The organism is Pantoea sp. JZ29 (genome assembly GCF_035190385.1).
Classification (GTDB): domain Bacteria; phylum Pseudomonadota; class Gammaproteobacteria; order Enterobacterales; family Enterobacteriaceae; genus Pantoea; species Pantoea stewartii.
Map to the genome: position 1 here is coordinate 2,716,871 of NZ_CP045241.1, position 12,274 is coordinate 2,729,144.

10 protein-coding genes and 1 pseudogene are annotated in these 12,274 nt (G+C 50.5%); 6 read left to right on the forward strand and 5 right to left on the reverse strand.

Annotation, left to right across the window (positions count from 1 at the left end; all coding sequences use genetic code 11):
- Positions 1-18 precede the first annotated feature (18 nt).
- From GC090_RS12615 to GC090_RS12630, 4 genes are all read right to left on the reverse strand, one after another.
- The gene (locus tag GC090_RS12615) at positions 19-1,884 is read right to left on the reverse strand and encodes an ABC transporter ATP-binding protein (protein WP_324019980.1); all 1,866 of its coding nucleotides are present in this window, start codon (positions 1,882-1,884) and stop codon (positions 19-21) included.
- Between the two features lie 15 nt (positions 1,885-1,899).
- On the reverse strand, positions 1,900-2,865 hold the full coding sequence (gene dgcA, locus GC090_RS12620; RefSeq protein ID WP_324019982.1) for an N-acetyl-D-Glu racemase DgcA: 966 nt from the start codon (positions 2,863-2,865) through the stop codon (positions 1,900-1,902).
- Between the two features lies 1 nt (position 2,866).
- Positions 2,867-3,874, reverse strand: coding sequence for an N-acetyltransferase DgcN (gene dgcN, locus GC090_RS12625; protein ID WP_324019983.1), 1,008 nt, complete (start codon positions 3,872-3,874; stop codon positions 2,867-2,869).
- Between the two features lie 391 nt (positions 3,875-4,265).
- Positions 4,266-4,655 (reverse strand): tautomerase family protein, encoded by a 390-nt coding sequence (locus GC090_RS12630; RefSeq protein ID WP_324019984.1) that lies wholly within the window; start codon positions 4,653-4,655, stop codon positions 4,266-4,268.
- A gap of 119 nt (positions 4,656-4,774) precedes the next feature.
- Between GC090_RS12630 and GC090_RS12635 the strand changes: the two genes are divergently transcribed.
- On the forward strand, positions 4,775-5,695 hold the full coding sequence (locus GC090_RS12635; protein WP_324019985.1) for a LysR substrate-binding domain-containing protein: 921 nt from the start codon (positions 4,775-4,777) through the stop codon (positions 5,693-5,695).
- A gap of 68 nt (positions 5,696-5,763) precedes the next feature.
- Here GC090_RS12635 and GC090_RS12640 read toward each other — a convergent pair.
- Positions 5,764-6,017: pseudogene (locus tag GC090_RS12640) on the reverse strand (transposase); the annotation flags it as partial.
- 183 nt (positions 6,018-6,200) lie between these two features.
- Here GC090_RS12640 and GC090_RS12645 point away from each other — a divergent pair.
- The 5 genes from GC090_RS12645 (at position 6,201) to GC090_RS12665 (ending at position 12,265) form a co-directional block, all read left to right on the forward strand.
- Positions 6,201-6,947 (forward strand): TauD/TfdA family dioxygenase, encoded by a 747-nt coding sequence (locus GC090_RS12645; protein WP_160289420.1) that lies wholly within the window; start codon positions 6,201-6,203, stop codon positions 6,945-6,947.
- Positions 6,944-7,345: an NUDIX hydrolase gene (locus tag GC090_RS12650; protein ID WP_039340954.1), complete on the forward strand. Its 402-nt coding sequence runs from the start codon at positions 6,944-6,946 to the stop codon at positions 7,343-7,345. Before GC090_RS12645 ends, GC090_RS12650 begins: the two co-directional genes overlap by 4 nt.
- Before the next feature lie 44 nt (positions 7,346-7,389).
- A complete protein-coding gene (locus GC090_RS12655) occupies positions 7,390-8,202 on the forward strand; it encodes a DMT family transporter (RefSeq protein WP_039340956.1) in 813 nt (270 codons plus the stop codon).
- A 1,237-nt stretch (positions 8,203-9,439) separates the two neighbouring features.
- Positions 9,440-10,294, forward strand: coding sequence for a BglG family transcription antiterminator LicT (gene licT, locus GC090_RS12660; RefSeq protein WP_110267659.1), 855 nt, complete (start codon positions 9,440-9,442; stop codon positions 10,292-10,294).
- A 123-nt stretch (positions 10,295-10,417) separates the two neighbouring features.
- Positions 10,418-12,265 (forward strand): beta-glucoside-specific PTS transporter subunit IIABC, encoded by a 1,848-nt coding sequence (locus GC090_RS12665; RefSeq protein WP_324019987.1) that lies wholly within the window; start codon positions 10,418-10,420, stop codon positions 12,263-12,265.
- Positions 12,266-12,274: the final 9 nt, after the last annotated feature.

The following is a 12,274-nucleotide window of genomic DNA, read 5'->3' on the forward strand; positions in this document are numbered from 1 at the left end:
TCTCCTGGTCGTTAAGGATTATCGCAATGCAATGCCGTCAGCGACCCAGTGTTGCGGTGCAACCTGCCGATAACGGGGTTTCGTGACCGTTTCGCCCACCTTTCGCAACGGCGAAGAAATTTCGCTGTCATCAAAACGGCGAGGCTGACGGTTCTCGGGATCTGCCACCGGCACGGAGGCCAGCAGACGTTGGGTATAAGGATGTTGCGGTTGATTAAAGACCGACTGGCGCGGTCCGAGCTCGACAATCTGGCCGAGGTACATCACCGCCACGCGGTTGGCAATGCGCTCGACGACCGCCATATCATGAGAGATGAATATCCAGGCTACGCCCGTTTGCTGCTGGAGATCCATCATCAGATTCACCACCTGCGCCTGAATTGAAACGTCAAGGGCCGATACGGCTTCATCAGCAATAATCACTTTCGGTTTCAGGGCCATCGCGCGGGCAATGGCAATACGCTGGCGCTGACCGCCCGAAAATTCGTGCGGATAACGGCGCGCGTGCTCCGGCAACAACCCAACGCTTGTCAGCAGCGCATCGATGTGTGGAGAAGCCTGTTCCAGTGAGTCCACCATGCCATGCAACAGCAACGGCTCGGCAATGGTAAACCCCACCGTCAGACGTGGATTCAGTGACGCATAGGGGTCCTGAAACACCATCTGAATTTCACGGCGCAGCGGCTGGAATGCCGTCTCTTTCAGATGAGAGATTTCCTTTCCTTCAAAGTGGATGCTTTCCGCCTCACTGGCGATCAGGCGCATCAGCGCACGCCCGGTGGTCGATTTACCGCAGCCGCTTTCACCCACGATGGCCAGGGTTTCACCCGGCCACAGACTGAAATCAATCTGCTCAACCGCATGCACATGATGCGTATGGGTCGAGAAGATGCCGCTGCGGATGGGGTAATACACTTTTAGCCCACGTACATCGAGTAGCGGTTCGCTGTCGTAGCGCGCCGTCAGCTGTTCGTGTTGCGCCGCCTGTTGTGCACCCAACAGGGGAAAGCGTTGCGGCCACGCGTATTCGCGCATATCGCCCAGTTTTGGCACGGCTGCCAGCAACGCTTTGGTATATGCATGCTGCGGGGCGGCAAAAATCTCTGACACGGTGCCCTGCTCGACCACTTCGCCACGCAGCATGACCACAACACGATCCGCAATTTCCGCCACAACGCCCATATCATGGGTGATAAACAACACCGCCATGTTCTTCTCGCGTTGCAGCTCACGCAGGATATGTAAAATGCGCGCCTGTACGGTGACGTCCAGCGCCGTCGTGGGTTCGTCGGCAATCAGGAGTTGCGGATCACAGGCCAGCGCCTGAGCAATCATCACGCGCTGGCGCATCCCGCCGGACAGCGCGTGCGGATAGCTTTTCATGACGCGATCGACATCGGCAATACGTACCTGTCGCAGCAGTTCACGTACGCGCGCATGAGCCTGTTTCTTGTCGCACTGATGATGGTCGCGTAACGCTTCGGTGAGTTGATCATCGATACGCAGCACCGGATTCAGTGAGGTCATCGGCTCCTGAAAGATCATCGCCATTTCACGGCCACGCAACGTGCGGCGCTGACTGTCATCCAGCGTTTCTAACGCATGAACTTCTCCGCGGCGATCGCGAAACTGCATGCTGCCGCGATCGATACGGCCGCTGCTCGCCAGCAAGCCCATCACGGCCAGCGACGTGACTGATTTACCTGAGCCGCTCTCGCCCACCACGGCGACAATTTCGCCTGGATAAATGGCGAAACTGATGCCTTTCAGCGCCTGATTCTCACCACTGCGTCCACGAAATGAGACGCTAAGGTCCTGAACAGCAAGCACCGGTGATGCACCGTCAGCACGTGTGGCAGAAGAAGTGAGTCGTGTGTCCGTCATCAATGCCTCGTCGCGTTACAGCCAGATACGGCCATCGGAGTAATTCAAAAAAGGAGAGCTGTCGGCCGCCAGCCAGATCGGGCCATCTAAATCGACGTGCTCTGCGTGCACCGCCACGGGCAATGCCGCTTCCATCGCCAGGGATGTACCCAGCATGCAGCCGACCATGATGCGCATGTTCTGCTTGTGCGCTTCATCGACCATCGCCAGCGCTTCCGTCAGACCTCCGCACTTATCCAGCTTGATGTTGATCATCTCGTAGCGATGACGCAGGCTGGCAATGTCCTCTCGCGTGTGGCAACTCTCGTCCGCACAGACGGGAACAGGATGACGGAAGCGTTGCAGGTCATGATCCTGACCAGCGGGAAGCGGTTGCTCGACCATCGCGATGTTAAAGGCCTGAAGCGCCACCAGCAGGCTTTCCAGATCCATTCCCGACCAGGCTTCATTGGCATCGATAATGAGCGTCGCACGCGGGGCCGCGGCACGAATCGCCGCCACTTTTTCCAGAACCTCATCGCGGTCGAGCTTGATTTTGAGCAGGATGGCACCCCGCGAGACGGCATCTGCCGCCGCCAGCGCCATGTTTTCCAGCGTATCGAGGCTGAGGGTTTCCGCCGTCACGACCGAGCGTGGCGGCGGGCATGCACTCTGTTGCCAGAGCGTTTGACTGGCCCGTGCGGCGTCAAGTCGCCACAGTGCGCAGTCCAGCACATTGCGCGCGGAACCGGCGGGCAAACGGTGTTGCAGATCATCGCGGCTCAGGCCTGCTTCCACGTCAGCACGTACCGCCTCAAGCTGGGCCTGAACGCTGTCTGGCGTTTCATCGTAGCGCGCCGTTGGTGTACATTCGCCCTGCCCAATAAAGCCGTTTTGCTCAAGCGTGACACGGATAACCGTCACGGCGGTACGCACACCGCGCGAGATAGCAAACGGTCGCGCCAGCGGTAGTTCCACCACGTTGATCTGCACCTGTCTCATCTCAGCCCCGCTCCTGAAGCAGCGCGGCGATGTCATCGATACCAAAACGCACCGGATCGGTTGCCGGTAAACCGAATTCGGCACGGATTTCAGCACAATAGGCGCGCGCGTCTTCTTCCGTGTAGTTTGAGGTGTTAATCGCAAAGCCAGCCAGTTGAACGGACTCACTGGTCACGTGGGCGGCGCGCAGATTGGCTTCCACGCAGTCTTTCAGGCTGACCATCGGTTGATGCGGCAAATGGCGCATATGCGGACGGCCCATTTCATGGCACATCACCAGCCAGTGCGGTTGCGCACCGTGCATAAGCCCCATACTGACGCCCGCGTAAGAGGGATGGAACAACGATCCCTGCCCTTCCACGATATCCCAGTGATCATCATCGTTGGCAGGAGACAGGGCTTCCGCCGCACCGGCAATAAAGTCCGCGATTACCGCATCCACAGCAATGCCTTCCCCTGCAACCAGAATCCCGGTCTGTCCCGTGGCACGAAAATCCGCTTTCATTCCGCGCGCACGCATTGCCGCTTCCAGCGCCAGTGAGGTGTACATCTTGCCCACTGAGCAGTCGGTCCCCACCGTGAGTATCCGCTTGCCTGAACGCTTCTTACCGCTACCGACACTCAGCTTCGGACGCATATGACGTAAATCGAAAAGCGCAACACCAAACGTCTCTGCCAGCGTGACAAGCTCGGGCTCATCCACCAGACGATGATGTAATCCACTGGCCACGTTCATGCCGGCTTTGATGGCACTTTTCACCGTATCCAGCCAGTGTTCGGGCAGATAACCCCCTGCGTTGGCGGTGCCCAGCACCAGCGTTTTCGCGCCGCGCGCTTTGGCGCTGGCGATATCAAGTTCATTCAGCCCCAGGCTGACCGTACAGCCCGGCAGTTTAATTTCGCCAACGCACTGTTCCGGTCGCCAGATATGAATACCGCGCGCCGTTTTTGCCGCGAGGGGATCGGTAACATCACCAAGAAAAAGTAAATAGGGTTGTGGGATTAGCATGAGAGTTCTCGTTTCAGACAAAGGTAAGGTTCTGAAACCACTATTTCATGCGTGTTGAAAGGTGACGAATGCTTGTTTGGTGGCGGGGTATAACGGCAGGCTATAGTCAGATAAAAAAGTAATGGCAACCGCGTTATTTCAACGAATCCGGGTGAAATCGGCCCCGGTGCCGGGGCGAGTCATAGGAAAAGACTAATATCCGCCGGGGAATCCATGGAGAGATATCGTTTAATGTCAGTCAACGGGAAGCAAGGCCGTTTACTTCGACGCTGTCTTTCATAATGCCCCGGCGTGGTATCGGGTACCACGGATAACACGCTTTGGGGCGTGGTGAGGATGTTATCTTTCCTCTCAAAACGCTGTGACTGACAACCGAGAGGAAACGCGGTAATTACAGCTTTCCGGTCAGATACTGTGCTTCACCATCCGCAAAGCTCCAGTCACCCGGCGCATTGGTAATAAAGCTGATCATCAGATCTTTCCCATCCACCCCACAGTGTTCTGCCAACTCCCGTGCCAGTTCCGCCATGAAACGCGTTTTTTGCTCTTCACTTCTCGGGCTGGTAAACACCCGGACCATCACCAGACGGTCGCTGCGTTCAAACCCCAGCCCGGTATCCTGGAACACCATCTGGTAATTTTTATTTTCGTGAACAACCTGATAACGGTCACGTTCGGGAACGTTAAACGCGGTGAGCACAGCCCGATGTGCAGCGTCCAGCATTGTTCTGATTTCCGTAGCAGAACGTCCCTCAATGATGTCGAATGTCAGCAATGGCATAAATAAACCCTCGGTTGGTCTAAATCGTAAGTGTATGATGTCGCGCTATGTTGACGACTGCTGTTGAAAAGAAAAAGAGACAGGGCTGAAATGATTATTCGCTATTTTGAACAATCCCGATGAAAGCATTCCGCACGGATGAACTGTGGGTGCATTTGTACTGGCTGACGGTACTCGCTGAATCGGGAAGTTTTACCCGCGCGGCTGATCGGCTGGAGGTCAGCAAGGCAGCCATGAGTCAGAAAATCAAAGAGCTGGAGAATATGGCCGGCACAGCACTGGTGCAGCGCACTACCCGCAGCGTCCGTCTGACATCGGCGGGCGAAAAACTGGTGGATAACTTGCGCGATCCTTTTGCGCAGATTGAGCAATCCTTTTTACGCATTCGTGACGAAACCGGCCCGGTGAGAGGCCTGGTGCGTGTCAGTGCGCCGGTAGCCTTTGCGCGCCAGCAGCTCGTCCCGGTCATTGGCGATTTTGTCCGGGAGTACCCGCAGGTCACTATTCAACTGGATGTCAACGACCGTCTGGTATCACTGACTCGTGAAGGTTTTGATTTGGCCATCCGTCACAGCCAGACACTTCCGGAAACCCACATTGCGCTGAAGTTGTGCGACACGCATGCGGTTCTGGTTGCCTCCCCCGCTTACCTGGCGCAATACGGGACCCCGCAAAAGCCCGACGACCTGGAGCGGCATAACTGTCTGTACTATCTGCGCGGACAGGAACCGCCGCGATGGCATTTCCATAAAGTGACGGGCGGAGAGGAAACCGTAATGGTGAAGGGACAGGGAAACTTTGCGACTAATAACAGCGAATCCGTCCGCGATGCGGCATTACAGGGACTCGGTATCGCCCTGCTTCCTGATTTTAGTGCGCGAGCCGCGCTGGCTGCAGGGACACTAACGCAGGTTCTGCCCGCATGGCGAACGGTAGACGCATTTGCCGAAAGCTTATGGGTAGTACGTCCGCATAGTGCGCAGGTTCCTAAGGCTGTGACCACGTTTATTCGGTGGCTGCGGGCGAGGTTTGCGGAGTAGAGTTTAGTGGAATGGTATTGGTTATGGTTATGTGCGGATGGGCTGAATTGTGCAAGGAGTGGACATGCTAATCTATTGAAAACCATGTTAATCACACCTGTTTTAGACCATCGATTAAAACGGTTATAAACGATCTTCCATGGGCCATATCGCTCAGGCAAATCGCGCCATAGTACGCCTGAACACAGCCTTCAGAACATACCGTTGATGATCATACGATGTTTTTAGCCCATGGGTGTCCGTCCCGTGGCGTTGCTGGTTCAGCAGATAATAAGGGCTGGATGATAGCCCATGCTTCATCGGGAAGGTCGTAGCGAGCCATGGGTCAATGTTTTGTGGAAACAGGTAGCTACTATAGCTCAGGTGACTGAGAGACACAGCCTAATGTTAGCAAGTCAATTATATATCGTGAGTTATTTATAAGCATTACGGAGTGTAATGAAAAATTAACGTAAATTTGTGAAAAAATAGGTTATCTTAAATGAAAAATTAAATGGAGGTTAATTTGAACAATATTTTCACTCCTGTATCGGCTAAAAATGAATATCAAATCAAAAAAAATCTCGAGAAGAATGGACTATGTATCATCAACGAACTAGAGACTATAGATGACTTCAAAAAAACCTCCAATTCATTGGGTGACGTTTATAGGCATCGCGATTCTTTATCAAGCGGTATTACTAAAATAGCGCATACAGACGCCAAAAATGCAGGCAGAGGGTTTTCTGGCTTTACCAATGGTTCTTTAGAATTTCATACGGACAGGAGTTGCTTAGAGAAGCCTCCCACATTAATGATGTTATTCGCTGAGCGAAATTCTCCTCTTGGAGGATATAGTCGCCTGGTTGATGGAAAACACTTAATCGAATTATTATATAAACACGATGACCGCAGTACGTTAGATTTTCTCACATCGCCCGGGCAGGCTATCTATAGCGATGCTGAGCTAACTTATAAAGGCTCTCTACTTTATAAAAGAGATAATGGTAAATACGGGTTAAGATTTCGTTGTGATGGAAACGGATATTATTCTTATCAAAACTTTGAGAAGGTCAGAAAAGTTATCGAGGCTTGTCGCGACATTGAACACTCCTTTATTTTACCGGAGTTAAACGCCTTGGTTATTGATAATGAAAGATGGTTACATGGACGGACGAGTTTTGTTGGAGAACGCAGTATGCTCCGTTTGCTCGTAAATACCGGTAATTGGTATGAACCAGGTTTCTCAATTAGCGAAGGAATAAATCAATGAGTGATCACTTAGCGACGCATTTTCCTGTTTCTATAAAAGGAATAGTCTTTCTAAAAAACAAAGTATTACTATTAAAAAATGAAAGAGATGAATGGGAATTGCCAGGAGGCAAGCTTGAAGCCGGAGAAACGCCGGAAGCCTGCGTAATCCGGGAGATAGCGGAGGAAACTCAGATCAACTCGTCTATTGAGCGTATTGTCGATACCTGGGTCTATCATGTGAATGAAGTTGACGTTTTGATCGTTACATATTTGATGCATATCTCAAACCCCGAGGTTGGTATCATGAAAGTTAGCCATGAGCATAAAGAGATTGGATTGTTTTCAACTTCTCAAATTGGCGAGTTGAACATGCCAGAAGGTTATAAAAACTCCCTGAAAAAAGTGATTATTTATTAATGGTTAATACAAAAACTAATGCAGTAATTCTATCAGGCATATCGATGGTTTTGTACATTACTTCCGATATAATAACTAAACTATTCCTAAAGGATGTTAACGCTTCAATAATATCTTTGGTAAGATTTTTTTATGGTGCTCCTTTAATTTTCTTTATACCATTAATAAAATCTATCAATAAAAGCACTTTGATTTTCTCAACGATTAATATTCTGAATTCTGTAGTAGGCGTTATATCGATAGTAACGGGAACAATTTCAGGCTTTGCTATTGCAAGTCAGTTAAGGCCTGTTTTTATAGCTGTCTTTGCAACAATTTTCTTCAGGGAGAGAAACAGTTACAGTGAATGGATTTTATTTTCTTTGATTTTTGCAATAAGTTTTTTACTGTTTGGAAACAACCCGGAAATTGCCAATAAAGCCAACATTATTTTTATCATTACTATAGCAATGCAAGCATTTACTTTCTCAGCATTTAATCAAAAGAACAAAAACAACCCTTTGTCTTATATGGCAATATATAATTTCTTAGGGTTTTCAATCTGTTTAACATATGTACTACTTTCAGGATTGAATGTCACTGAGCTATTTTCACACTATCTTGCTTTATCAATAAACGCAATAATTGCATTGGCTGGAAGTTTTTTTTCTATTTTATCTATGAGAACCACTTATAAGTTACATGCAGGCTCAGTCAACTACTTACGCCTTCCCATAACTCTTTTGGCTGCATTTTTCCTTTTTGATGAGAATATAAGCATGGAGGTAATAGCGGGTTCAATAGGGATACTTTACCTTATTTATAAACTTAACGTATTAAAAAAACCCACTGTCATTAAGGTTGAACTAAAAGCTTAATATAATCCCGCAAGAGGCTGGCTACTGTATACCTTTTGCATCCGTTAATGCTCTAAGACGTCTGATTCTCGTGGTGAGTCCTTCACTTGAGATGTCCTGGTTATTCGTTGGTGATGCTTAGGCAGGTGGTAATCGCTCGCTCAGGAAAATTCACAGGGCATCACGTCAGATTCAATCATGGAGTCTAATGGAATGAGTATTCCAAAAGCATTGACTGAAAAGCTGTTTTTAAATTTAGATGGTTGTGGAGAATACCCTCAATCCACTATGTGATCAAAAAGACATAAAAAATCCAGGCTGTGGACCCGGTGAGAGCGGAAAAGGGATGACAAGGGTTCTCAGGGATACTTATTAAATTTAGGGTCATGATTTTGGATAAGCTACGTGATCCTCGCGCTGTGATCGACCGGGCGCTGATAAATTCGCAGCAGGTAGTCGTCAAGTATGATGCAGGCCCCCTCCATATCGTCTGCAGATTATGGCTGCCGGTGTTGCCGAGCCACTTAATCGCCCGAAATCCTGCTTCTACATAATGGTATGGAGCATGGATAATGGAAATCCGTTTCTCCAGCGAAAGGTAGCGACCATTTTCTTGCCGTGACCTGCGTTTATAAATGCTCAAACCTGCATTTACCGCTCATTTTCATCCCAAGCTAACTGCAACCAGCGCCGCTCCTAAACCCACAATACCTGCAAATGAACCTGTATTTATTTCCTTCGACCTGCATATCATTTTCATAAACCCACATTAGCTGAAAATGAAAAATCGACGCAGCCATTAGGCTGTGTCCCTTAGTCACCTGAGCTAACCTGCACCCTGACGACTAACACATGGTTACGTTAGCATTTTTCAACTGCTGCAGTACGATTATCAATGTCCGCTTGTCGCTCAAAGCAGACGTTCATTTTTTAACAGCCATCACGTATCTTCTCATTCTCGAGCTGCCTGCTACCTAATACCCTGCCCCTCACCTGCCAGCGCACTAACTCGCCGGCATCGCCCATTCCCCCCGATCACGTAACGGCTTTATCTATTACTTTTCGTAAAGCGGATCACAAATCAGCGCGCCAGATGACTCACTGCACAATTTCATATTGAATATCAATTTTCCAGGTGCCAGGATTAACCGGCATCACGCTTGTTACCGATTATCGGGCAAAACCTGAATGCAGGCTGAGGGATAATCCCTTCAACGCTGTATTTATGTTTTGCCCGATTGTGTTTCAGGAGTGAGCGATGCTGGTCAGACAAATACTGAATAATAATGTGGTCAGTGCCGTAGATGATAACGGCCTTGAAGTGATTTTAACCGGTCGGGGGCTGGGATTTAATACACGCAACGGGGCCCGTATTCATCTGCACGAAGCAGAAAAGATATTTCGGCTGCAAGATTCAGGCATCTCTGCACGCTTTAAAGATCTGGTCAGTGAAATTCCCATCGATATTCTCCAGTTGACCGCTGATATCGTCAGCCTGGCGCATGAAACGCTGAAGCATAAACTAAGCGAAGGGCTGTATGTTACGCTGGCCGATCACCTCTACTTTGCGCTGGAGCGGCATAAAAATAACGCGCTGCTCGCCAACCCACTGGAATGGGAAGTCCGTCATTTTTACACCGCAGAATATGCGATTGGCCGCCAGGCACTGGGCATGGTAGTGGCCCGCACCGGCACCGTGCTACCAGACAGCGAAGCCTGCAGTATTGCGCTGCATATCGTGAATGCCGGGCTCAATGATAACTTAGGCAAAACCACTAAAATCACCCAACTCCTCTGTCAGTTACAACAAATCGTAAAATACTTTTTTACGCTGACCCGCGATGAACACAGTCTGAATTACCAGCGCTTCATTACCCATTTAAAATTCTTTGCGCAGCGGGTCATTGATGGCGAAGTATTAAATAACGACGACGAGGAATTATTCACGCTGGCACAACAGCGATATGCCCGAACGTTTGAGTGCGTAGAAGCCATCAGCACCTTCGTAAAAAAACATTATCACCACAGTATGAGTCACTCAGAAAAACTCTATCTAACGGTACACATTGAAAACATCGTGCAGCGCAGTGCGCATGATGTTGACACTCCATAATGCATTACTGAATTGCTTTACCGGCTTGTGACTGTTTAATCAGGCAAACCCCAGAAAATATGCCACCCGGTTTATGCCGGTCATTGTGGATGACGTCATATCGACTTCAGTCTGGAGGGATTTATGAATTATCAGGACACCGCACAGCAAATTATTCCCCTGATAGGCGGAAAAGATAACGTACAGTCTTTATTTCACTGCATTACCCGCCTGCGTTTTTTACTAAGAGATAACAGTAAAGCCGACCGTCACGCGCTTGAAGCACTGGATGGCGTGATCGGGGTTAATATTTCTGGCGACCAGTTTCAACTCATCATCGGTAATGATGTCAAACCACTGTGCGATGCGCTGCTCAGTCAGCTTCCGCTTCAGGAAGCTTCTGTCCGCCCTGCTTCGCGCTGTAACCCTGTTTCCGCAGTGCTTGAAGGGTTGTCCGGCATCTTCTCACCGATTATTCCGGCCATAGCGGGTGCAGGGATTCTCAAGGGCATTCTGGCGCTAATGGTGGCGTTTCACTGGCTGGAGACACAAAACCAGAGCTACCAGATCCTGCTGGCGATCAGTGATGGCGTGTTCTATTTTTTGCCGCTGGCGCTGGCGTTCAGTGCGGCAAAACGCTTTGGTGCCAATTCTTATGTCGCTGTTGCGCTGGCGGCATCACTCTTTCACCCTGCCCTGCAAACCCTCTTTACCGCAGGTGAGCCGATACGTTTTCTGGGTTTACCCGTTCCCACGGTGAACTATGCTTCGACAGTCATTCCGGTCCTGCTATCAATCTGGCTGTTGAGTTACGTGGAGCGCCTGATTGACCGCGTTATCCCTGCCGCCCTCAAAACCATGTTTGTTCCGCTTTTAAGCCTGCTTATCGTCACGCCGGTGACGCTGATCGCTATCGGGCCATTAGGGATTTTTGCCGGTAACGCGCTGACCGGGGGCATTATCTGGCTGGTCGAAAACATGGGCATTATCGCGGGCGTGGTGGTCGGCGGGACGTTGTCGCTGATTATTATTACCGGCATGCACTATGTGCTGGTGCCGGTCATGATCCATAACATCAGCCATCTGGGATTCGACCCGTTTAAAATTCTTTTCTATGTGGCCAACCTTGGTCAGGCCGGTGCGGCGTTTGGCGTCTTTCTGCGGGCCCGGGATAAAAAGCTTAAATCGCTGGCGCTTACCACCAGCTTCAGTGCTGCCATGGGCATCACCGAGCCTGCGATGTATGGCATCAACATTCGCTACAAACGTCCCTTTGCCGCCGCTATGCTTGGCGGTGCCTGTGGTGGCGCGTTTGCGATGGCGATGGGCGTAAAAACCTATGCGTTTGCACTCAGCGGCCTGCCCGGCATTCCCGCCCTGGTTGGTCCCACCTTCTTATCAGCACTGCTGAGTCTGGTCATTGCCTTTTCCAGTGCGGCCCTGCTGACCGTCATACTGGGTTTTGAGGAAGCGACCCGGAAGAACGTGGACAATACAGCCTCCTCACACTGTCATCATACGCAGGACCACGTAAGGCTTTTTGCGCCGGTCAGCGGTGAGATCACTCCGTTAAGCGCCTTAGCCGATCCGGTTTTTGCCGATGAAATTTTTGGCAAAGGGCTGGCGATTTATCCGACCGGCGGCAAGTTGCGCTCCCCCATTGATGGCCGCGTCGAGTCGCTCTTTGAAACCCACCACGCGCTGGGGCTGAAAAGTGACACTGGCGCGGAAATCCTGATCCACATTGGCATCGATACCGTGAAACTCGGCGGCCGCCATTTCACCAGCCATATTCAGCCGGGCCAGTTTATCCGCACCGGCGATCTGCTGATCACATTCGATCTGAACGCGCTTGAGGCCGAAGGCATCGATCCGAGCGTGATTGTAATCGTGACCAACTGCGAACGCTATGGCGAGGTTCGCCCGGTAAAAGCCGGGGGACATATCGCCTGCCGTGACGCTTTTCTGACACTCACCGCTGCGGCGGTTTAAGGAGCAAAG

Excerpts from the sequence above, each read along its gene's own strand:
- GC090_RS12615 (WP_324019980.1), bottom strand. The coding sequence starts at position 1,884 with ATGACGGACACACGACTCACTTCTTCTGCCACACGTGCTGACGGTGCA.
- dgcA (WP_324019982.1), bottom strand. The coding sequence starts at position 2,865 with ATGAGACAGGTGCAGATCAACGTGGTGGAACTACCGCTGGCGCGACCG.
- dgcN (WP_324019983.1), bottom strand. The coding sequence starts at position 3,874 with ATGCTAATCCCACAACCCTATTTACTTTTTCTTGGTGATGTTACCGAT.
- GC090_RS12630 (WP_324019984.1), bottom strand. The coding sequence starts at position 4,655 with ATGCCATTGCTGACATTCGACATCATTGAGGGACGTTCTGCTACGGAA.
- GC090_RS12635 (WP_324019985.1), top strand. The coding sequence starts at position 4,775 with ATGAAAGCATTCCGCACGGATGAACTGTGGGTGCATTTGTACTGGCTG.
- GC090_RS12650 (WP_039340954.1), top strand. The coding sequence starts at position 6,944 with ATGAGTGATCACTTAGCGACGCATTTTCCTGTTTCTATAAAAGGAATA.
- GC090_RS12655 (WP_039340956.1), top strand. The coding sequence starts at position 7,390 with ATGGTTTTGTACATTACTTCCGATATAATAACTAAACTATTCCTAAAG.
- licT (WP_110267659.1), top strand. The coding sequence starts at position 9,440 with ATGCTGGTCAGACAAATACTGAATAATAATGTGGTCAGTGCCGTAGAT.
- GC090_RS12665 (WP_324019987.1), top strand. The coding sequence starts at position 10,418 with ATGAATTATCAGGACACCGCACAGCAAATTATTCCCCTGATAGGCGGA.